General features: G+C 72.6%; 19 protein-coding genes and 1 pseudogene. 2 read left to right on the top strand and 18 right to left on the bottom strand.

Annotation, left to right across the window (positions count from 1 at the left end; genetic code table 11):
* Positions 1-156: 156 nt before the first annotated feature.
* The 15 genes and pseudogenes from dprA to ACFW01_RS07455 all read right to left on the bottom strand — a co-directional run bounded on the left by dprA (position 157) and on the right by ACFW01_RS07455 (position 12135).
* Positions 157-1350, bottom strand: coding sequence for a DNA-processing protein DprA (gene dprA, locus ACFW01_RS07525; protein ID WP_384502641.1), 1194 nt, complete (start codon positions 1348-1350; stop codon positions 157-159).
* A 596-nt stretch (positions 1351-1946) separates the two neighbouring features.
* Positions 1947-3572, bottom strand: coding sequence for a YifB family Mg chelatase-like AAA ATPase (locus tag ACFW01_RS07520; RefSeq protein ID WP_234960178.1), 1626 nt, complete (start codon positions 3570-3572; stop codon positions 1947-1949).
* Complete coding sequence (locus ACFW01_RS07515) at positions 3572-3934, bottom strand: YraN family protein (RefSeq protein ID WP_234960179.1); 363 nt, start codon at positions 3932-3934, stop codon at positions 3572-3574. Before ACFW01_RS07515 ends, ACFW01_RS07520 begins: the two co-directional genes overlap by 1 nt.
* Before the next feature lie 147 nt (positions 3935-4081).
* Positions 4082-4390, bottom strand: a complete 309-nt coding sequence (locus ACFW01_RS07510; RefSeq protein ID WP_003965949.1) for a DUF2469 domain-containing protein — start codon at positions 4388-4390, stop codon at positions 4082-4084.
* 57 nt (positions 4391-4447) lie between these two features.
* Positions 4448-4978 (bottom strand): NUDIX hydrolase, encoded by a 531-nt coding sequence (locus ACFW01_RS07505; protein WP_234960180.1) that lies wholly within the window; start codon positions 4976-4978, stop codon positions 4448-4450.
* Entirely contained in the window at positions 4968-5741 is a 774-nt protein-coding gene (lepB, locus tag ACFW01_RS07500; RefSeq protein WP_234960181.1) for a signal peptidase I, read from the bottom strand. Before lepB (ACFW01_RS07500) ends, ACFW01_RS07505 begins: the two co-directional genes overlap by 11 nt.
* 100 nt (positions 5742-5841) lie before the next feature.
* Positions 5842-6831 (bottom strand): signal peptidase I, encoded by a 990-nt coding sequence (lepB, locus tag ACFW01_RS07495; protein WP_234960182.1) that lies wholly within the window; start codon positions 6829-6831, stop codon positions 5842-5844.
* A pseudogene (gene lepB, locus ACFW01_RS07490) lies at positions 6722-7804 on the bottom strand (signal peptidase I); the annotation flags it as partial. The gene lepB (ACFW01_RS07495) and the pseudogene lepB (ACFW01_RS07490), both read right to left, overlap by 110 nt.
* On the bottom strand, positions 7797-8555 hold the full coding sequence (lepB, locus tag ACFW01_RS07485; RefSeq protein ID WP_234960183.1) for a signal peptidase I: 759 nt from the start codon (positions 8553-8555) through the stop codon (positions 7797-7799). The pseudogene lepB (ACFW01_RS07490) and the gene lepB (ACFW01_RS07485), both read right to left, overlap by 8 nt.
* A 44-nt stretch (positions 8556-8599) precedes the next feature.
* Positions 8600-8950: a 50S ribosomal protein L19 gene (gene rplS, locus ACFW01_RS07480; protein ID WP_234960184.1), complete on the bottom strand. Its 351-nt coding sequence runs from the start codon at positions 8948-8950 to the stop codon at positions 8600-8602.
* Between the two features lie 136 nt (positions 8951-9086).
* Positions 9087-9920, bottom strand: a complete 834-nt coding sequence (gene trmD / locus ACFW01_RS07475; protein ID WP_234960185.1) for a tRNA (guanosine(37)-N1)-methyltransferase TrmD — start codon at positions 9918-9920, stop codon at positions 9087-9089.
* On the bottom strand, positions 9920-10483 hold the full coding sequence (rimM, locus tag ACFW01_RS07470; RefSeq protein ID WP_234960186.1) for a ribosome maturation factor RimM: 564 nt from the start codon (positions 10481-10483) through the stop codon (positions 9920-9922). Before rimM ends, trmD begins: the two co-directional genes overlap by 1 nt.
* 128 nt (positions 10484-10611) lie before the next feature.
* Positions 10612-10851, bottom strand: a complete 240-nt coding sequence (locus ACFW01_RS07465) for an RNA-binding protein (RefSeq protein WP_003973401.1) — start codon at positions 10849-10851, stop codon at positions 10612-10614.
* A gap of 2 nt (positions 10852-10853) precedes the next feature.
* On the bottom strand, positions 10854-11282 hold the full coding sequence (gene rpsP / locus ACFW01_RS07460) for a 30S ribosomal protein S16 (RefSeq protein WP_125494794.1): 429 nt from the start codon (positions 11280-11282) through the stop codon (positions 10854-10856).
* A gap of 256 nt (positions 11283-11538) precedes the next feature.
* Positions 11539-12135: a hypothetical protein gene (locus ACFW01_RS07455; RefSeq protein ID WP_122615172.1), complete on the bottom strand. Its 597-nt coding sequence runs from the start codon at positions 12133-12135 to the stop codon at positions 11539-11541.
* A 669-nt stretch (positions 12136-12804) separates the two neighbouring features.
* Here ACFW01_RS07455 and ACFW01_RS07450 point away from each other — a divergent pair.
* Both ACFW01_RS07450 and ACFW01_RS07445 read left to right on the top strand, forming a co-directional pair.
* Complete coding sequence (locus ACFW01_RS07450; RefSeq protein ID WP_234960187.1) at positions 12805-13692, top strand: SAM-dependent methyltransferase; 888 nt, start codon at positions 12805-12807, stop codon at positions 13690-13692.
* Between the two features lie 171 nt (positions 13693-13863).
* Positions 13864-14469, top strand: a complete 606-nt coding sequence (locus tag ACFW01_RS07445) for a hypothetical protein (RefSeq protein ID WP_234960188.1) — start codon at positions 13864-13866, stop codon at positions 14467-14469.
* Positions 14470-14482: 13 nt separating this feature from the next.
* Here ACFW01_RS07445 and ftsH read toward each other — a convergent pair whose 3' ends face one another.
* The 3 genes from ftsH to ACFW01_RS07430 form a co-directional block, all read right to left on the bottom strand.
* A complete protein-coding gene (gene ftsH / locus ACFW01_RS07440; RefSeq protein ID WP_234960189.1) occupies positions 14483-16429 on the bottom strand; it encodes an ATP-dependent zinc metalloprotease FtsH in 1947 nt (648 codons plus the stop codon).
* Positions 16430-16545: 116 nt separating this feature from the next.
* Positions 16546-18096: a signal recognition particle protein gene (gene ffh / locus ACFW01_RS07435; RefSeq protein ID WP_234960190.1), complete on the bottom strand. Its 1551-nt coding sequence runs from the start codon at positions 18094-18096 to the stop codon at positions 16546-16548.
* A 157-nt stretch (positions 18097-18253) separates the two neighbouring features.
* The gene (locus tag ACFW01_RS07430; protein ID WP_384502597.1) at positions 18254-20719 is read right to left on the bottom strand and encodes a [protein-PII] uridylyltransferase; all 2466 of its coding nucleotides are present in this window, start codon (positions 20717-20719) and stop codon (positions 18254-18256) included.
* Positions 20720-20745: the final 26 nt, after the last annotated feature.

Raw genomic sequence — 20745 nt, 5'->3', positions numbered from 1 at the left:
CGTTGTGCGAAGGAGTGGATGGGGAGCGTGCGCAGATACGTTCCGCTGAACGCTCTACAGGGGGGACGATGATCGCTCTGCGTGATCACTCGAACATCTCAACTGCCAGATTTCCCACGGGCGTCGGGGTTCCCCCGGACGGCCGAACACGGTGCGTCAACAGGGCCTCCGGCCGTCGCGGACCGAGATCATCGCCTGGCGTGTCAACTTCCAGCCATCGCCGTGTCGTTCGACGTAACCAAGTGCTCGAAGCTCGTACAGTCTCGCGATCGCGTCGTCCTGCGTGGTCTGCGCACGACGTGCCACCTCGGCCGCCGTCGCCGTGCCGCGCGCGGGCAGTCCGGCCAGCACGTGGCGGGTCCGGGGTTCCAGGAGGTCGGTGGGCAGGACCGGCCCTCGCCGCTCCGGGGACAGCTCCCCCATGTCGCCGACCAGTTCGACGACTTCGGCGGCGTCGCTGACCAGCACGGCGTCGCCGCGCAGCAGTTCGTGCACGCCCGCGGACAGTGCGCTGGTGGCGGGCCCGGGCACGCCCATCGTGTGCCGGCCCAGGCGTTGCGCGGCCCGGGCCGTGACCAGGGAGCCGCTCCGGTAGGCGGCCTCGACGACGACGGTGCCCCGGGTGAGGGCGGCGATCACGCGGTTGCGCAGGATGAATCTGCTCGGCGTCGGATGATCACCCGGTGGCAGCTCGCCGACGACCAGCCCCTGCTCGGCGATCCTGGTGATCAGCGCGGTGTGCCCCGGCGGGTAGGGCCGGTCGACGCCGCAGGCCAGCACGGCGGCGGTGGCTCCGCCCGCGCCGAGGGCGCCCCGGTGGGCGGCGCCGTCGACCCCGTAGGCACCGCCGGACACCACCACCCAGCCCCGTTCGGCGAGGCCGGCGGCGAGGGTGGCCGCCATGTGGGCGCCGTACTCGGTGCAGGCACGGGCGCCGACCACGGCCACGGAGCGCAGCGCCCACATGCGCAGGCTGGGCCCGCCGCGCACCCAGAGCCCGAGCGGCCGGGCGTCCCCGAGGTCGTCGAGCTGTCCCGGCCACTCGGCGGTGCCGGGGGTGACGAACCGCACGCCGGCGGCACGCGCGACGGCCAGGTCCCTGCGGGGGTCGGCCCGGCCCGCCCGCGCGCACAGCCCGGCCCACCGTTTCGCGCTCACGCCCGGCAGGGCACGCGCGCCCTCACGCAGTCGCCGCACCACCTCCGCGACCCCGCGTTCCCGCACCCACCGCCCGCCGGTCTCGTCGCCGGGCTCGATGACCCGGGTGAGGAAGACCCGGCCGAGCAGATCGGAGTCCACGGCGCCCTCCCGGGCCGGGTTGGCGATGGCTGCCGCCGCAGCCGGGGTCACGTCTCGGTCCACGCCGTCCCCGACGGCCGGGGCGACCGGGGCGACCGGGGCGACCGGGGCGACCGGGGCGACCGGGGCGACCGGGGCGACCGGGGCGACTCTGCCCGGAGCGTCGCTGGCCCCGCCCAACCGGCCGACCGGGCGCACCCCGCCCGCCGCGTCCCCGGCCCCGGCTGCGGAGCCGGTCGGGGCCTCGGCGCTCCCGTCGGGCCGGGCACCACCCGCGGCCAGATCCTCTTCTCCGGGCGTCGCGTCCGCGGCCCACCACCCGACCCCGGGCCCGGCACTGTCGCCCGAGGGGTCCGAGGCGCCCGAGACCCCCGCGCCGGACGAGGGGGCCTCGCCAGGGCCCCCTCCCCCACCTCCGGCCGTCACGCCTTCCCGGACACCACCGTCCCCGCGGCCCCCGCCATCCACCCCGACCGGGGCCTCACCCGCGACCGAACCCCCCCTCCAGGGCACCGCGCCCGCGTCCACGCGCCCGCCCCCGAGCGCGGCACCCCCGTCCAAGGCATCCGAAGCATCCGACGCGCCCGGACCGAACAGGTGGCCCTCGGCAGCGCTCCCACACCCACCCGGCACCGCGTCGCGCCCGCTCACGTCAGCGCTCCCAGAGCCATCGGCACGCCGCGTGGCACGCCGGTGCGCAGTTGGAGTGCGAGGGCGACGTCCCCCGCGTCGGGGCGGTCATGGCCGACGAGGTCCGCGACGGTCCAGGCGACGCGCAGGACGCGGTCGAGGCCGCGGGCGGTGAGTACCCCCCGTTCCAGACTGCGCTCCGCCTCATCCAGCGCGCCGGGCGCCGCATGCCAGCGGCTGCGCAGCTCGCGGCCCGGTACCTCGCTGTTGGACAGCCACGGAGTGCCCGTGAAGCGCGCGGACGCCCGCGCCCGGGCCGCCTCCACCCGGTCGGCGACGGTAGCGGTGGCGTCCCCGCGGGTTCCGCTCCCGGTGAGCTGGCCGCGGGTGACCCGGTCCACCTCGACACGGAGGTCGACCCGGTCGAGCAGCGGACCGGACAGCCTGGCCTGGTACCGGCGGATCGCCGAGGGCGGGCACTCGCAGAGGTCCTCCCGCCGCGAGAACCGGCCGCACGGACACGGATTGGCCGCGAGCACCATCAGGAAGCGAGCCGGGAAGCGCACGACGCCCGCACTGCGCGCGATGACGACGTGCCCGGCCTCCAGCGGCTGCCGCAGGGCGTCCAGGACGTGGCTGCCGAACTCGGGGGTCTCGTCCAGGAACAGGACGCCCCGGTGTGCCAGCGAGACCGCGCCGGGCCGCCCGATTCCGGGTCCGCCGCCGACGAGGGCCTGCATCGTGGCGGAGTGGTGCGGTGCGCAGTAGGGGGCCACGTCGATCAGGGGCTTGCCCGGCGGCAGCAGGCCCGCCACCGAGTGCACGGCCGTGACCTCCAGGGACTCCGGCCGGGTGAGCCGGGGCAGGATGGCGGGCAGCCGCTCGGCCAGCATGGTCTTCCCGGCGCCGGGCGGTCCCTCCAGGAACAGGTGATGGCCCCCGGCAGCGGCGACCTCCACCGCCGTACGCGCCGACTCCTGGCCCACCACGTCCGCGAGGTCGTGACCTTGGTCGTACTGGGCGGCGCCCATGCTGTGCATGCCGGTGGCGGCGCCCGTGCCGGGCATGCGCAGGCCGGCGAGGAGCGGATCGGGGCGGCCCGGCTGGTCCTGTTCCTCCTCCGGCACGGGCTCGTCGGCGAGGACGGCGATCAGCTGGCGCAGGCTGCGTACGCCGAGCACCGACACCCCCGGCACCAGGGACGCCTCGGCGGCGGCGCACTCGGGCACGACCACCTGCTCGTAGCCCGCCTCCGCCGCGGCCAGCACCGCGGGCAGGATGCCGCGCACCGGCCGCACCCGGCCGTCCAGGCCCAGCTCTCCGATCATGACGATGTCCGCGAGCACCCGCGGGTCGATCCGCTCGGCGGCACCCAGGACGGCGGCGGCGACGGCCAGATCGAAGCCGCTGCCACTCTTCGGCACCGACGCGGGGCTGAGTCCCACCGTCAGCTTCTTCTGCGGCCACTCGGCGCCCGAGTTCACCACCGCGGCCCGCACCCGGTCCCGGCTCTCGGTGAGGCTCTTGTCCGGCAGCCCCACCAGCGTGAACGCCGCCACGCCCGGTTCGAGATCGGCCTGGACCTCGACCACCACGCCCTCGACACCGACGAGCGCCACGGAGCACGTACGCGCGAACCCCATCACGCCACCCCCCTGGCATGCTCGACCACGGGTGCGCCGCGCTGCGGGAGGAGAACGCCCACCAGGTCGATGCGCACACCGCCGGGTGGGGCTCCGCCGTGGGTCTGGATCCAGCGCTCGGCGAGCCGCCGCAGCCGCTCCGCCTTCTCCGGGGTCACCGCGGCCATCGGGTGTTCGAAGGAGCCGCCCCTGCGCGTCTTGACCTCGCAGACGACCAGCACTTCCCCGTCCTGGGCCACGATGTCGATCTCGCCGGCCCTGCCGCAGCGCCAGTTGCGCTCCAGGACCGTCATGCCGGCTCCGGTCAGCCGGCGGGCCGCGAGTGTCTCGCCGTACCTGCCCATCGCGCCTCGTGCGTTCATGTCGGCACCACCTCCGGCGCCAACGATGAGGGCAGCTCAGCGAGCTTTTGGATCTTGGTGGACGGTCAGCCGACTGTGGACAACTTCGTCACCCACACGAGTGAATCTTCCTGAGGGCGGCCGAAACTTGCCGAGGGCGGCCCGCCCTCACCCGCCCGGAAGCTCCAGATCGCTCTTGTTCAGCTCTTCGATGTTCACGTCCTTGAACGTCAACACGCGCACCTGCTTCACGAAGCGGGCCGGCCGGTACATGTCCCACACCCAGGCGTCCGCCATCGAGACCTCGAAGAACACCTCGCCCTGGACCGAGTGCACCTGCATCTCGTAGTCGTTGGTGAGGTAGAAACGCCGCTCGGTCTCGATCACGTATTTGAACAGACCGACGACATCGCGGTACTCCCGGTAGAGCTTGAGCTCCATCTCGGTCTCGTACTTTTCGAGGTCCTCGGCGCTCATGGCATGTTCCCCTTCAGCCGTGCGGGTCCCCCCATTGTGCGCCAGTCCCGTGCACCCCTAGACGATTTCCGTGTCCAGGGTCACCGGCCCGGCCGGGGGACCCTCGTCGAGCAGCGTGCGCAGCAGCCCGGCGAGTCTGGTCGGATACACCGTCTCACGTGCCCCGGTCAGTTCCTCACACGTCCACCAGCGTGCTCCGGCGACGCTGCGCCGCTCCAGCTCGGTGAGCCCGGCGCCGACGGCCTCGGTCGCGGTCTGCCGGGTGCGGGCCAGGTAGTACCACTCGTCCTGGTCCCAGCGGCGGCCCGCGAAGGGGAAGGAACACCTGCGCCGCCACAGCACCGGGCCGAGTTCGACGTCGGCGATGCCGGTCTCCTCCAGCAGCTCCCGCCGTGCGGCCTCCGCACGGGTCTCGTCACCCTCCACACCGCCGCCGGGCGTGAACCACCAGTCGTTGGCCGGGTCGTCCGGTTCGTGGCCGTGCAGCAGCAGGATGCGGTCGTCGGGATCGAGCAGCACGACCCGCGCGACCCTGCGCAGTCCGCCCCGGTAGGTGTCCTGCCCGGCCGGGGTCGCCTCAGCGCCCATCGGTCGGCTCCGCGGCGCGACCGGCACGGGAGGCCGCGGCCCGCTTGGCGAGGGGACCGTACGCCCCACCGCCCAGGATCAGCACGGCCCCGGCGATCACCAGGGCGACGACCGGTGTGAGCGGCCCCGGCGAGGAGAGGCCACCCAGGGTCTCGAAGCCGGTCGGCCGCTCCAGCATGCCGTTCATGGGCCAGACCACGGCGTCGACGCGGGCGTCCACGGCACCGCTCGAGACGGTGCCGCGGGCCGCGTCGGTGAGGTGGGCGGTGGAGTCCACGGAGTTGTCGCGCTCGTCGCCGAGCAGGAACAGCCGGCCCTCCGGGACGTTCACGGTCTGGAAGTCCATGATCTCGGCCGGGGTCCCGGCGGGCAGGTACGGCTCGTCGATCACCTTGCCGTTGACCTTGAGCCTGCCCTCCTGGCAGCAGGAGACGGTGTCCCCGCCGACGGCGACGACCCGCTTGACCATCGGGGCGTTGGCCCAGGCCGTGTCCTTGAAGACGACGACGTCGCCACGCCGTACGTCGCCCCCGTCGATGCGCTCGGCGAGCACCCGGTCACCGACACCGATGGTCGGGGCCATCGAGCTGGTCGGCACGGTGTAGGGCCGGTAGACCACGGCGCCCCAGGCGAACCCGCCGAGGAACAGGACCATGCCCAGCGCCACGGCGAGGCCGGACAGTCGCTGCCCGGTCCGGCTGCCCACCGGACCCTTGTTCGCTCCCCCGCGCGGGGCCGTACGTGTCGTGCTCTCGCCACCCATGGAGCCGCACCTTACCCGGCGGTACCCCAACGGGGCAGCCCCCCTCCCGGGGCCGGGAAGGGGGCTGTCGCGTCGATGGGGACGTACGGGCCGGGGCGCCTCAGCGGGCCTCGGCGGCGGCGCGCCGACGGCGGCGCCACCAGACGACCGGGAGGACGCCGGCGACGGCGAGCCCCTGGGGCGCGACCGACAGCGTGGCCGCGGTCGGCGACCCGGCCTGCAGGCCGTCCTGGTCGAAGGTCTCGGGGACCGGCAGGTTGTCCCAGCGGTTCATCGGCCAGGCGACCACGACCGCGCGGCCGACGACCTCCTTCACGGGGACCATGCCGCCGTGCTTGTCCGCCTGCTGGTAGCGGGAGTCGCGGGAGTTCTGCCGGTGGTCGCCCATGACCCAGATGTAGCCCTCGGGCACGGTGACCTTGAACCGGCCGCCCTGGTCGTCGTCGGTGCACGGCGTGTTGCCCGGGTAGACGTACGGCTCGTTGAGGGCCATGCCGTTGACCTTGAGCGGGCCGGTCTTGTTGCACTCGACGGTGTCGCCGCCGACGCCGATGACGCGCTTGATCAGGTCCTTCTCCTCGGCGGACGGCATCAGGCCGATCCAGCTGAGCACCGTCTGCAGCGCGTTCGGGTCGGGGGTCGGCTCGCCCGCCAGCCAGTTGTCCGGGTCGTGGAAGACGACGACCTCGCCGCGCTCGGGCTCGGAGCCGAACCAGGGCGTGAGCTTGTCGACCAGGACCCGGTCATTGATCTTGAGCGTGTTCTCCATCGACGAGGACGGGATCGAGAACGCCTGCACCAGGAACGTCTTGATCAGCAGCGCGAGCACCAGCGCGATGCCGATGAGGATCGGCAGTTCCTTCCAGAAGGAGCGCGGCTTCTTGGTCTCGCGGTGTGGCGTGGGGGGTGTCCCGCCCACGCCCTCGTCCTGCGTCCCGTTCTGTTCGTTCGTCACCCTGCCGTCCTCGGTTCCGGAGCCTTGGCCGGAGTCGTGGACGCCGTCCGGGGCCGGGCCGGCCGTCTCCTCGGGGCGTCCGCGGTTCTCCTCGCCGTCGTGTCCGGACCGTGCGCCAACCGCCACATCCCCCACGCCAACTCCTTACTCTCTGCCGCCGCCCGCCCCGTATACGGCGCAGGCCCACCACTCCCATAACGAGCGGGAGTTCCGCAGGGGTCGGGAGTTGAATCATCGCGTTCGGATCGTCGGGGGCAACCCTATGCGACAGCCGGGGAGCAGCGGTCGCACCGGAGGCCGAGTCGGTGACGGATGCATACGTTTTCGGCTCGTCCAGGGTGGTCCAGTGACCGAACGGCCAGGCGATCACCATGGCGCGTCCCACCACCTCCTCCTCGGAGACCGTGCCGAAGTCGGTGTCCTGGTGGGCGCGGGAGTCGGCGGAGTTGGAGCGGTGGTCGCCCATCACCCACAGCCGTCCCTCGGGGACGGTGACGTCGAACGGTGTCCGTGACGGGGTGTCACCCGGGTACAGGTAGTCCTCGTTCAGGGGGACGCCGTTGACGGTGACGCGTCCCCGGGTGTCGCAGCACTTGACCTTGTCCCCGCCGACGCCGACGACCCGCTTGATGAGGTCCTTCTCGTCGTCGGACGGCAGCAGGCCGATGAAGGCCAGGCCCTCCTTGACCTGCTTGATGACGACGGGATCGTCCTTCTTGGTGGTCTGCTCGCCCTGGAGCCAGCCGCCGGGGTCCCGGAAGACCACGACGTCCCCGCGCTGCGGCTCGGAGCCGAACCAGGGGGTGAGCTTGTCCACCAGGACCCGGTCGCCGATCCGGATGGTCTGCTCCATGGAGCCGGACGGGATCACGAAGGCCTGGACGAGGAAGGTCTTCAGCACCAGCGCTATGAGCACGGCGACGCCGATGAGGAGCGGTATCTCCTTGACGGCGCCGCGCCTGCGGCGCCGTTTGACCTTGCGCTGGAGTTTGCGCCGCTCCGCGCGGGAGCGGCCGCCGGAGGGCGCGGCGGTGCGCCGGGAGCCGGTGGGCAGCAGGTTCTCCGCGGGGCTGCTGGGGGCTCCGCGCGGTTTCCCGCGGCTACCCATCGGCGCCCGCGGGCCGGCGCGCGTCGCCGGCCCCTCCGTCCGCGTCCGCGTCGGCCTCCGGCACGCGCGCGTAGGCGTCGGGACGGTCGAGGCGGGTGGCGTGGGCGAAGGGCCAGACGATCCAGTCGGCGCGGCCGATCACCTCGTCCACCGGGATCATGCCGCCGCCCGGCGAGCCCAGGTGGTCGCGGGAGTCGCTGGAGCCGGACCGGTGGTCGCCGAGGACGAAGAGGGTGCCGTCGGGGACGACGACGTCGAAGCGCACCGTCGACGGGCGGTCACCGGGGTACAGGAACTCCGACTCGTCGACCGACTGGCCGTTCACCTGCACCCTCCCCTCCCTGTCGCAGCACACCACATGGTCTCCGCCGACACCGGCCACGCGTTTGATGTAGTCGCCGGGCCCGAAGAGTCCCGTGCCGTCGAAGACCACGACGTCGCCCCGCTGCGGCCGCCCACCGAAACGGTACGCCAACTTATTTACGAGAACCCGGTCACCGATCCTCAATCCGCGCTCCATGGATCCGCTGGGGATCTGGAACGGCCGCAGGACGAAGGTGCTGAGCAGCAGCAGGAACAGCAGCAGCGTCAGCAGGGTGACGGTGATCCGGCCGCCCGGCACCCAGTCCGTGATCCGCCCCGCGAACGCGGAACGCGACCGTTCCTCCGGGCCCTCCGGATCCGAGGGCTGCTCGGAGTCGGAAGGGCGGGAGGAGCGGTCGCGCTCCGTGGGCTGTGCTTCGGTGTCCATCGGGGCCAGATGCTATCCGGCCCCGGCGCGGACCTCTCAGGCGCTCAGCTCTCGCGCTTCTCCTTGATCTTCGCGGCCTTGCCGCGCAGCTCGCGCAGGTAGTACAGCTTGGCGCGGCGGACGTCACCGCGGGTGACGAGCTCGATCTTCTCCACGATCGGGGTGTGCACCGGGAAGGTGCGCTCGACGCCGACGGAGAAGGAGACCTTGCGGACCGTGAAGGTCTCGCGCACGCCGGCACCCTGGCGGCGGATCACCACGCCCTTGAACTGCTGCACACGGGAGCGGTTGCCCTCGATGACGCGCACGTGGACGTTGACGGTGTCGCCGGGGCGGAAGGCGGGGACGTCGGTGCGCAGCGACGCGGCGTCGACGGTGTCGAGCAGGTGAGACATTTCGTCTGCTTTCCTCGCTGATGCCACAGGTCATCAACGGAAACTAGGTGTTTCGGATTCAGAGTCGTGCGGGTCGGGACGGGCGTCGTGTCCCCCTGTGGCAGGGGCGCGCTCCGGACGGACGCACAACAGCGGCCTATTGTTCCATGCCGGGGGTCCTGCGCCAAAATCGGCCGTACGGCTCCCCGTCCGGGTCCGGGGCCCAGCCCAGGATGGAGAGCATCTCGCGGTCCTTCTTGTCGAAGGCCTTGGGGTCGCACCGCTCGATCAGGTCGGGCCGGTGGGCCGACGTGCGCCGCAGGGCCTCGTCCCGGCGCCAGCGGGCGATCTTCCCGTGGTGGCCGCTGAGCAGCACGTCCGGGATGCCGCGCCCGCGCCACTGCGGCGGCTTGGTGTGGACGGGGCCCTCCAGGAGGTTCGCCATGGCGCCGGGCGCGAAGGAGTCGTCCCGGTGGGACTCGGCGTTGCCGAGAACGCCGGGCAGCAGCCGGGCCACGGCCTCGGTGACGACCAGTACGGCCGCCTCGCCGCCGGCGAGGACGTAGTCGCCGATGGAGACCTCGTACACCGGCATCCTGGTCGCGTACTCGTCGACGACCCGCCGGTCGATGCCCTCGTAGCGGGCGGGCGTGAAGATCAGCCAGGGCCGCTCGGAGAGGTGGACGGCGAGTTCCTGGGTGAAGGGCCGGCCGCTGGGCGTGGGCACGATCAGGGCGGGCTCGCCGGAGCCGGCCTCGTAGCCGTCGGCCAGGACGGAGTCCAGCGCGTCGCCCCACGGGTCGGGCTTCATGACCATGCCGGGGCCGCCGCCGTAGGGGGTGTCGTCGACCGTGTTGTGCCGGTCGTAGGTCCACTCGCGCAGGTCGTGCACCTGGACGTCGAGCTGTCCACGCGCGCGTGCCTTGCCGACGAGGGAGACGTTCAGCGGCTCCAGGTACTCGGGGAAGATCGTGACGACGTCGAGCCGCATTACGCGCCTTCCTCCGGGTCCTTCTCGGCGTCCCGCGCGGAGGCGATCTCGGCACGGTCGTCGATCAGGCCCGGGGGCGGGTCGATGACCGCGCGCTGCTCCTCCAGGTCGATCTCCGTGACGATCTCCGACACGAACGGCACGTAGACCTCGCTGCCGTCGGGGCGCTCCACCACGAACAGGTCCTGGGTGGGCAGGTGGGAGATCTCGGTGATCCGGCCGACCCCGGTGCCGTCGGCGGTCACCACGTCGAGGTCGATGAGCTGGTGGTCGTAGTACTCGTCCTCGTCCTCGGGACGTTCGCCGGGGTCGACGTCGGCGATCAGCAGGGTGTTGCGCAGGGCCTCGGCGCCGGTGCGGTCGTGGACGCCCGCGAAGCGCAGCAGGAGGCGGCCGCTGTGCACCCGGCCGGTCTCGATGGTCAGCGGACCGGCGGTGGCGGGGTCGGTGGCCAGGACGGCGCCGGGGCCGAGCCGCAGCTCCGGCTCGTCGGTGCGGACCTCGACGGTGACCTCGCCCTTGATGCCGTGGGCGCGGCCGATGCGAGCGACTACCAGCTGCACTGTGCTTGATCTCCTGTCGGAACTGCGAGGAGCCCGGCGGGGCTCACGACCCCGTGCGGGGCGCTACGACTGCGGGCCGGGGACGGCCCATGGCCCTCCCCGGCCCGAGCCGGTGCTGCGTTGTGGCGTCAGCGGACGTGGTCCACGTCGACGAGGTCGACACGGACACCGCGGCCGCCGATGGCGCCCACGACGGTGCGCAGGGCACGTGCGGTGCGGCCGTTGCGGCCGATCACCTTGCCGAGGTCGTCGGGGTGCACCCGGACCTCGAGCACACGCCCGCGACGCAGGTTGCGCGAGGCGACCTGCACATCGTCAGGGTTGTCGACGATGCCCTTCACGAGGTGCTCGAGAGCCTCCTCGAGCATGCTCAGGCCTCGGTCGACTCGGACGAGGAGGACTCGGCGGCGGCCTCGTCCTTCTTGTCGGCCTTCTTCTTCTGGGTGATCGCCTCACCCTTGCCCTCGTCCTCGCCGCCGATCGCCTCGAAGGACGGGCGGGCCGCCTTCTCGGACGGCTGGAGCAGCGGGGCCGGGGCGGGCTCGCCCTTGAACTTCTGCCAGTCGCCGGTCTTCTTCAGGATGGCGAGCACGGGCTCGGTCGGCTGGGCGCCGACACCGAGCCAGTAGGCGACACGCTCGGCGTCGACCTCCATCACCGACGGGTTGTACGTCGGGTGGTACTTGCCGATCTCCTCGATGGCCCGGCCGTCACGGCGGGTACGGGAGTCGGCGACGACGATGCGGTAGTGAGGCGAACGGATCTTGCCCAGACGCTTCAGCTTGATCTTGACTGCCACGGGAGTGGATTCTCCTGGTTTTGACGTGATGGGGCACGGCGAGAGAGCCGCGTGGGGTTGCGGTACCCGAGTGCCCGATGGACGCGTCAGCCGGAGGAGAGAGGGGTCCTGTGCGACTGTCGAGTACAGCTTGCCATTGTGCCACACGCGGGCAGACCCCTCGGACCGGAGGGCACCGGGGCCGCCCTCCGGTCCGGCGGAGCGGGTCCGACGACAGAACCTGGCCCGGATCCGGCTGCCACGAGCAGCCGGACCGTCAGCTCACGCCCGCGCCGACCACCTCCGGGATGCGGAACGGCTTGCCGCAGCCGCCGCACATGATCGGGGCCTGGGCCAGCACGGACGGGACGACCCGTACGTTGCGCCCGCAGTCGCAGACGGCCTTCACGCGCACCCCTCCCCCGGAGGAGCCGTGGCGGGCGGCCGGACCGCGGAAGCTGCGGGCCGAGTCGGTCGCGGTGGCGGCGGTGTGGGCCTTCAGCGCGCGCTGGAGGCGTTCGGTCGTCGGGCGGTAGCGGCGCTTCGCCTCGGGGGTGAGGGTGACCAGTGAGAAGCCGCTGCTGGGATGTGGCTCCTCGGGGTGGTCGAGGCCCAGCTCCTCTGCGATCGCCAGGAATCGGCGGTTGTGGTAGCGCCCCGCGCGGGAGGTGTCGCGTACTCCGCGCGCGGCGGCGATGCCGTGGACTGCCTCATGGAGCAGTCGCTCGAAGGAGAGCTCGTGCCCGCAGGCGGACGACGACTCTCCGATCAGGGACTCGGGCGCGGCAAGATCGGGCAGCTCGGGGTGGTACCGCTGAATGTCGGCCCACGCCTGCGCCAGCTCTGCGGCGAGAACAGGTGGTGTCGTGCTCACGTAATGACAACGAGCCGGAGTGCCGCTGTGTTCCTATTCCGGGGCATCCCAAATAATTTGCACGTACCAGTCAGTTGCCGCTGATGCGTCCCGACGAGGGCGGGTGCGCTGATCTGCGGAGAAGCCTCACAGCTCGTACCAAGCTGGTGCGTAGTCCGACGTACGCCCCGGCGCGTAGCGGTCGTCCACGCTCCGGGGGCGTGGGGCGCTCTCGTGCGCAAGGGGCGTTTCGGCCGCCGTCGCGCCGGAGCGGAGGCGTCCGGGCGGACGCGGCGGCGGGGCCGACGTTACCGGGTGGGCCTCCGGGGTGCGGCACCGCCCCGCCCCCCGGCACGCCCGCGCCCCGCACGACGCCCGCGGACCCCGCCGACCTTGGCCGGAACCACCCCCTCCGCACCCCGGCCACCCGCTGTCATCGCCGACCGGCACGATCCGGCCATCCGGACAAGGTGTCACCGGAGGGCTACCGCGGGTACCGCGCGGCCGGCCCACATTGCCGGGAAGTGAAATCTCGCCATGGGGACGGGGATCGGGCAAACCGGCCCTCTCTACCACTGGACGCCGCGGCGAGCCCGGAGTTTCCTGGCATACGGGGGGAGTTCGAGCGCACTGCACGGGGGCCATGGAATCGGGCACAGCTGCAACACTCGGCGATTGGGGCGCTTTCCTATGACACCTACGCTCGTACGGCAGCACTCATCTCACACGGGGCCGATGTCTCCCGTGGACCTGCGTGCACGTGCGCGTGACTGGTCCGAGATACAGGAGAGGATGCTCGTACCGCTCTACGAAGCCGTCTTCGAGCGACTTGACGTGGGCGGCGGCACCCGGATGCTGGGCCTGAACTGCGGTTCCGGGCTCGCCCTTCTGATGGGCGCCTCGCGCGGCGCCTCGGTGACCGGTGTCGACACCCGCTCTCCGGAACTCCTGGAACTGGCACGGCGGCGTCTGCTGCCCGGGGCACCCGAGGCGCCGGAACCTCCCGGCGTCCGGCCCGCCCCCACGCGCGCGGACGCGGCACGGGTCGTGGAGGGACCGCCCGGCGCCGCGGCGGACCCGTCGGCGCCGGCGTTCACCCTGGTGACCGCCTTCGAGCCCATCGGGTGCCTCGCGGGCGACTCGGAGGGGCTGGGCGGGCTGCTCGCCGAGGCGACGCCGCTCGCCGGCCGCGGGGCCGCGGTGGTGCTGGCGGGCTGGGGCCCGCCGGAGCGGTGCGCCACGACCTCGGTGCTGCGGGTGGCCACCAAACTCGCGGACCCGCTGCGCAGCGCGGGCAGCTGGCGCCCCGCCCTGCGCGACGACCTGGAGGAGGTCGCCCAGCGGGCCGGGCTCCGGCCGGACGGTTCGGGACGGGTGGCGTGCCCGTTCGGGTACGCGGACGCCACGAGCGCGGCGCGGGGGCTGCTGTCGACCGGGCTGTTCGACGCGGCGATCGCGGCCACCGACCGGGAACAGGTCGACAAGGAGCTGGCGGAGGCCCTGCATCCGCACCGGCGCCCGGACGGGACCGTCTGGATGCCGAATGTCTTCCGCTACTTGATCGCACGGGTTCCTTAAAGATCGATTCCGATCGAACGTGTCCGTTGTTCGGCCCACTTCTTCCGGTGCAGGTGTGAATGCGGTGAAGATGCCGGTCGAGGGCTCCTGTGGTTTCCCCAGGTGGATCATGGACCTCTACTCTGATCCACCGTTCGGGGGAATACACACATCTGCATACAGGAGCCTGTAGTGCCGCACCGCAAGACCGCACTGCGCCTTGCCGCGCCCGTCGCCGTCCTCGCCCTCGCCCTCACCGCGTGCGGGGGCGGAGACGAGGACTCGGACACCGGCGCGAAGAGCCCGGCGACCACCGAGGCGTCGCCCTCGCCCTCCGAGGCGGCCTCGGGCGGCGAGCTGGCGACGGGCGAGAGCGCGACGGGGAAGGTCGCCGAGGACCCGGGCGAGGTCACCTACGACGTCGTGGCGGAGAAGGTCGAGGTGGGCACCGAGGCCGAGGCCGCGAAGGCGGTGGCGGACGCCGCGGACGTCAAGGGCAAGGTGCTGGCCACCGCGTACCTCAAGTACACGCACAAGAGCGGACCGGCTCTGACCGAGGGCTCCGACGTGCACGACGGCGCCACGGTCTTCGCCGACGGACAGCGCGGCAGCGTCCTCGTCGGCGCCTCCGAGGACGCGGCGGGCTGCGAGGACCCGTACGACGTGGAGAGCTGGAAGCAGGGCGAGAGCCACGTCTTCTGCGAGACCTACGTGATTCCGGCCGGCGCGAAGAGCGTGGAGGCGCACTGGTCGGAGGAGGACGGCGAGCCCTACGTCTGGAAGTTCCCGCAGAAGTAGGAAGGCACGGCGCTCACGCCTCCGGGCCGTCCTTCGTGAGCCGGGTGATCCCGGCGATGCGGTACGCCTCCGCCTCGTCCAGCGTCTCGTTGGCGAGCAGCGCCTCGGCCAGCGCGTCGAGCCGTTCGCGGTGGTCGCGCAGCTTGCGGACGGCCTCCTCGTAGCAGGAGTCGACGACCCGCCGCATCTCCCCGTCGATGGCGTCCAGCGTCTGGGGAGCGGCGGCGAGGCCGTACGCCTGCTGCGCGTCGCCGGGGAGGGCGGAGAGCCGGCCGACCCGCTCGCTCATGCCCCAGCGGGCGACCATGCCGCGGGCGATGCCGGTGACCTGTTCGAGGTCGCTCTCGGAACCGGTCGTGATCACGCCGTACACCACGTGCTCGGCCGCCATGCCGCCGAGCGCGCCGATGATCCGGCCGCGCAGGTACTCCTCGGTGTACGCGTACTTGTCCGCGTCCGGCGTGGACAGCGTCACCCCGAGCGCCCTCCCGCGCGGCACGATGGTGATCTTGCGGACGGGGTCGGCGCCCGGCTGCAACATGCCCAGCAGGGCGTGTCCGCTCTCGTGGTACGCGGTGCGCCGGCGCTCCTCCTCGGGCATCACCAGGGGCCGTTCGGCGCCCAGTTGGACCTTCTCCAGGGCCTCGGAGAGGTTGGCCTGCGTCACCCGGTCCTGCTTCCGCCTGACCGCGAGCAGGGCCGCCTCGTTGGCGAGGTTCGCCAGTTCGGCGCCGGTCATGCCCGGGGTCGTGCGGGCGACCTGGGCCAGGTCGACGTCCGGGGCGAGCGGGATCTCGCGCGTGTGGATGTCCAGGATGGCCTCGCGGCCGCCGCGGTCCGGGGGCGAGACGCTGACCACCCGGTCGAAGCGGCCGGGGCGGGTCAGGGCCGGGTCCAGGATGTCCGCGCGGTTGGTGGCGGCGATGACGACGACACCCTCGGAGCCCGAGAAGCCGTCCATCTCGGTGAGGATCTGGTTCAGCGTCTGCTCGCGCTCGTCGTGGCCTCCCATGCCGGAGCCGCCGCCGCGCGCGCGGCCGATGGTGTCGATCTCGTCGATGAAGATGATCGACGGCGCGACCTTGCGGGCCTCGGCGAACAGCTCCCGCACCCGGGAGGCGCCCACGCCCACGATCATCTCGATGAACTCGGACGCGGACGCGGAGAAGAACGGTACCCCCGCCTCACCGGCGACCGCACGCGCGAGGAGCGTCTTCCCGGTGCCGGGCGGTCCGGTCAGGAGGACACCCCGGGGCATCTTCGCGCCCATGCGGCGGTAGGCGTCCGGGTTCTTCAGGAAGTCGACGACGTCGCTGAGTTCACCCTCCACCTCGTCGATCCCGGCCACGTCCGCGAACGTGGTCCGCGGCTCGCCCGCCTCCAGCTCGACCGGCTTGGGCGGCGCCTTGCGTCCGAGCATGCCGCCCGCGCCGCCGCCCAGGGCGCCCCTCATGCGCCGCGCGATGAAGATCCACAGCACCACCAGGAGCAGCATCGGGGCCAGCGCGATCAGCAGGTTGGACAGGAAGCTGCGGTGCTGGACCACCGGTTCGGCCGTGACGGTGACGTTGTTCTTCGTCAGGTCGTCCCAGAGCCGGTCGTCCGCGAAGGTGGGCCGCTCGGTCGTGAACTTGGTGTACGTCCCGTCGCCGCCGGGTCTGTCGCGCTCCTTCTTGAGTTCGCCCTCGATCGCGTCGCCCTTGGCGTAGATCTTCCTGACGTTGCCCTCGTCGACCTGCTTGCTGAACTCCGTGTAGGAGATGGTCGGCTCGTCGCCCTCGTTGAAGAAGGAGAGCACGAGGTTGGCGATCAGGTAGACGACCAGCGCGGCCAGGACCAGGTTCCACCAGCCGCCGCGCATCCTCCTGCCACCGGGCGGCGGTTTGGGAGGCTCGTCGGGCGTGCCCTCCGTGCGCCAGGGCCGCTCGGACGCCTTGCGCGGCGGGGACGGGTTGGTCATATCCGGACGTTACGACAGGAAGGCCGCCTGGGCATGTCCATGTACGGCCCTGGGGCGCCCCCTTCGACAGGGGGCGCCCCAGCGCCGTACACACCGATCGGGCCGTCGGCCCGAGGTCAGCCCATGAACTTCTTGAACTCGTCCGGCAGCTCGAAGTCCTGGCCGCCCTGCTGGGGCAGTCCGAGGGCGCCGCCGTTCTGCGCGGCGGCCGCGCGGCGGGCGGCCTCCTCCTGCTCCTGCTGCTTGCGCTTCATGGGGTTGCCGGAGCGCTGCTTGCCCTTGGCCTTCTTCTGCTGCTTCTTCTGCCGGCCGGGGCCGCCGCCCATGCCCGGCATGCCCGGCATCCCCGGCATGCCGCCGCCCTGGGCCATCCGGGACATCATCTTGCGGGCCTCGAAGAACCGCTCGACCAGGCCCTTGACCGCGCTGACGTCGACGCCGGAGCCCTTGGCGATCCGGGCGCGGCGCGAGCCGTTGATGATCGTCGGCTCCAGACGCTCGGCCGGGGTCATCGACTTGATGATGGCGGCCGTGCGGTCGACGTCGCGCTCGTCGAGGTTGTTGATCTGGTCCTTCATCTGGCCCATGCCCGGCAGCATGCCGAGCAGCTTGGAGATGGAGCCCATCTTCCGGACCTGCTCCATCTGGGCCAGGAAGTCGTCCAGGGTGAAGTCCTGGCCCTTCTTGGACGCCAGCTTGGAGGCCATCTTCTCGGCCTCTTCCTGACTGAACGTCTTCTCCGCCTGCTCGATCAGGGTGAGCAGGTCACCCATGTCGAGGATGCGGGAGGCCATCCGGTCCGGGTGGAAGGCGTCGAAGTCCTCGAGCTTCTCGCCGTTCGAGGCGAACATGATCGGCTTGCCGGTCACCGAGGCGATCGACAGGGCCGCACCACCACGGGCGTCGCCGTCGAGCTTGGAGAGCACCACGCCGTCGAAGCCGACGCCGTCGCGGAAGGCCTCGGCGGTGTTGACGGCGTCCTGGCCGATCATCGCGTCGACGATGAAGAGGATCTCGTCCGGCGAGACCGCGTCACGGATGTCCGCGGCCTGCTGCATCAGCTCCTGGTCGATGCCCAGGCGACCGGCGGTGTCGACGATGACCAGGTCGTGGACCTTGGACTTGGCGAACTCGATGGAGTCCTTGGCGACCTTGACCGGGTCGCCGACGCCGTTGCCCGGCTCGGGCGCGTAGACCGCGACGCCGGCGCGCTCGGCGACGACGCTGAGCTGGTTGACGGCGTTGGGGCGCTGGAGGTCACAGGCGACCAGGAGCGGCGAGTGGCCCTGCTCCTTGAGCCAGCGGCCCAGCTTGCCCGCGAGGGTGGTCTTACCGGCACCCTGCAGACCCGCCAGCATGATCACGGTCGGCGGCTGCTTGGCGAAGCGCAGGCGGCGGGTCTCACCGCCGAGGATGCCGATCAGTTCCTCGTTGACGATCTTGAGGACCTGCTGGGCGGGGTTGAGCGCCTTGGAGACCTCGGCGCCCAGGGAGCGCTCCTTGACCTTCTTGATGAAGGCGCGCACGACGGGCAGGGCCACGTCGGCCTCGAGGAGCGCGATGCGGATCTCGCGGGCCGTGGCGTCGATGTCCGCCTCGGACAGCCGTCCCTTGCCCCGGAGGGATTTGAAGGTGGCTGACAGGCGGTCGGAGAGAGTATCGAACACGGCGGCGTAGGTCCTCGCGTCGGCGTTGATGTGGGTCGCCCTCCAGGGTATCCGGCCCGGCAAGCAAATCGTCCCTGCCCGCTGCAAGAGCGGGCAGGGACGGGTCCCCGCGGCGGCGGGGAGCACATCCGGCGCAACGCACGACGCCACCACAAGGTCACGCCCGCAGCAGTTCCTCCAGCTCCCGGGCCACGGACGCCGCCGCCTCCCCCGGCAACGGCACCCCTTCACCCCGCGTCACGTAGAACGCGTCCACCGCGTTCGCCCCCAGCGTCGACACGTGCGCGCTCCGTACCCGTACGCCGGCCGCCTCCAGCGCCCGCCCGAGCCGGAACAGCAGGCCCGGCGCGTCCTGGGCACGGACCTCGATCACCGTGGCCAGCCTCGACGCGGCCGGGGCGACGGTCACCCGGGGCGGCGGCGGCTCCACACCCCGGCGCCGGGGATGGGCTGCGTCCCGCTCGGCGAGCCGGGCCGCGATGTCCAGGCTGCCGTCCAGGGCCCTGACCAGGTCGGCCCGGAGCCGTGCGGCCTGGGGCAGCGAGCCGTACTCGGCGGCGACCCGCCAGTCCAGGAGCAGCACGGAGCCCTCGACACCGTCCGGCAGCGGCAGGGACCGCAGCTCGGCGGTGCGGACGGTCAGCCGGTGCATGGCCAGGACCCCGGCGACGGCCGGGAGCACGCCCTCCTGGTCCGGCACGGCGATCAGCAGCTCCACACCGAGCGGCTCGGGACCGGCGACCGCCGCCGGATCGGCCGACGCCGGGTCGGCCGGCGGCTCGGTCTGGGCCCGCAGCGCCAGCACCGGCCCGCGCGTGCGGAACGCCTCGACGGCGAGCCGCTCCTGCTCGGCGGTGGGCGCGGCGGCCTCGGGCTCCTCCAGCGGGTCCCCGGCCAGCACCCCCGAGACGCGTTTCACCAGGTCGGCGACGAGGGAGCCGCGCCACGACGACCAGGCGGCGGGGCCGGTGGCCAGCGCGTCCGCCTCGGTCAGCGCGTGCAGCAGCTCCAGGGTGTGCTCCGAGCCGACCGCGTCGGCGACCGCGCGCACGGTGGCCGGGTCGTCGAGGTCGCGCCGGGTGGCGGTCTCGACGAGCAGCAGGTGGTGCCGTACGAGGGTGGCCAGGACGGCCGTGTCCGCGCGGTCGAAGCCGATGCGGGCGGCCACGTCGCGGGCGATGGTCTCACCGGCCACGGAGTGGTCGCCGGGCCAGCCCTTGCCGATGTCGTGCAGCAGCGCGGCGACCAGGAGCAGGTCGGGGCGGTGCACGCGGCGGGTGAACCCGGCGGCGCGGACGGCGGTCTCGATCAGGTGCCGGTCGACGGTCCACAGGTGCACCGCGTTGCGCTGCGGGCGGCAGCGCACCCGCTCCCAGTCGGGCAGCAGCCGGGTGACCAGGCCCTCGGCCTCCAGCGCCTCCCAGACCTGCACGGTGGGCCGGCCCGAGCCCAGCAGGGTCACCAGTTGCTCGCGGGCCTCGGCGGGCCAGGGCGTGGGCAGCGGCCGGGTGGTGGCCGCCAGGCGCCGGACGGCGTACCGGGAGAGCGGGAGCCCGGCCTGCGCGGCGGCGGCCGCGGCACGCAGCGGGAGCACGGGATCGCGTTCGGGGCGCGCGGTGCGGGCGAGCACCGCCTCACCGTCGTGCTCGACGACGCCCTCGGCGAGCGGGGAGCGCTCGGGCGCCGGTTTCCCGCCGCCCAGCATGGCGCGCAGCCGCGGCCTCACGGAGCGCGACCGCAGCACGCGCCCCACCTCGCGCCAGGTGACGTCGCCGGCGTACGAGATGACCCGGGCCGCCTCGTAGACCTGCCGCAGCAGCGTGTCGGCGTCCAGCAGGCCCAGTTCGGCCGCCACCTGGTCCTGCTCCTGCAGGGCCAGCCGGTCGGTCGCCCGCCCGGTCGTCAGGTGGAGCGCGTCGCGTACGTCGAGCAGTCGGCGCCGGGCGTCGGCGAGGCCCTCGCGCGGGGCGTCGGCCAGCCAGGACGCGGCGACGGCGCGCAGGGCGGTGGCGTCGCGCAGGCCGCCCCGCGCCTCCTTCAGGTCGGGTTCCAGCAGGAACTGCAGCTCGCCCTGGCGCTCGGCGCGCTCGGCGCACAGCTCCCGGAGTTCGGGGAGGCGCTTGGGAGCCTGGTTGCGCCAGTCGGCGAGGACGGTGGTGCGCAGGGACGCGGTCAGGCCGAGGTCTCCGGCGAGGTGGCGGGCGTCCAGGAGACCGAGTTGGACTTTCAGATCCTCCCCGGCGGTCTTCCGGGCCTGCGCCGGGGTGCGGACGGAGTGGTCGAGGTCGAGGCCGAGGTCCCAGACGGGGTACCAGAGGCGGTCGGCGAGGGCGGCGACCGCCTTGTCGTCGCTCCCGTCGTGCAGCAGGAGCAGGTCCAGGTCGCTGCGCGGGGACAGCTCGCCGCGCCCGTAGCCGCCGACGGCGACGAGCGAGACGCCTCTGCCCGTCCCGCCGGTGCCCGCGTCGAAGAGGCCCGACAGCCAGTCGTCCGTCAGTCCGGCGAGGGCCGAACGGCGCGGCGGCCCGGACCGCGCCCCCTCGGTGAGGAGGCGCAGCCGGGCCGCCGCGTAGCCGCCGGGTCCCGAGTCCTCTGCTTCCTTCGTCACGTCCGTACTCGTCACCCGGCGACTCCTGTTCTGGTTTCCCG

The organism is Streptomyces sp. NPDC058985, from assembly GCF_042740985.1.
GTDB lineage: Bacteria > Actinomycetota > Actinomycetes > Streptomycetales > Streptomycetaceae > Streptomyces.
This window is presented reverse-complemented; position numbering and strand designations above follow the sequence as displayed.

Excerpts from the sequence above, each read along its gene's own strand:
- ACFW01_RS07450 (WP_234960187.1), top strand. The coding sequence starts at position 12,805 with ATGACACCTACGCTCGTACGGCAGCACTCATCTCACACGGGGCCGATG.
- ACFW01_RS07505 (WP_234960180.1), bottom strand. The coding sequence starts at position 4,978 with ATGGGCGCTGAGGCGACCCCGGCCGGGCAGGACACCTACCGGGGCGGA.
- lepB (WP_234960183.1), bottom strand. The coding sequence starts at position 8,555 with ATGGACACCGAAGCACAGCCCACGGAGCGCGACCGCTCCTCCCGCCCT.
- rplS (WP_234960184.1), bottom strand. The coding sequence starts at position 8,950 with ATGTCTCACCTGCTCGACACCGTCGACGCCGCGTCGCTGCGCACCGAC.
- ACFW01_RS07515 (WP_234960179.1), bottom strand. The coding sequence starts at position 3,934 with ATGAACGCACGAGGCGCGATGGGCAGGTACGGCGAGACACTCGCGGCC.
- lepB (WP_234960181.1), bottom strand. The coding sequence starts at position 5,741 with ATGGGTGGCGAGAGCACGACACGTACGGCCCCGCGCGGGGGAGCGAAC.
- ACFW01_RS07510 (WP_003965949.1), bottom strand. The coding sequence starts at position 4,390 with ATGAGCGCCGAGGACCTCGAAAAGTACGAGACCGAGATGGAGCTCAAG.
- ACFW01_RS07465 (WP_003973401.1), bottom strand. The coding sequence starts at position 10,851 with ATGCTCGAGGAGGCTCTCGAGCACCTCGTGAAGGGCATCGTCGACAAC.
- ACFW01_RS07520 (WP_234960178.1), bottom strand. The coding sequence starts at position 3,572 with ATGGGGTTCGCGCGTACGTGCTCCGTGGCGCTCGTCGGTGTCGAGGGC.
- ftsH (WP_234960189.1), bottom strand. The coding sequence starts at position 16,429 with ATGACCAACCCGTCCCCGCCGCGCAAGGCGTCCGAGCGGCCCTGGCGC.
- trmD (WP_234960185.1), bottom strand. The coding sequence starts at position 9,920 with ATGCGGCTCGACGTCGTCACGATCTTCCCCGAGTACCTGGAGCCGCTG.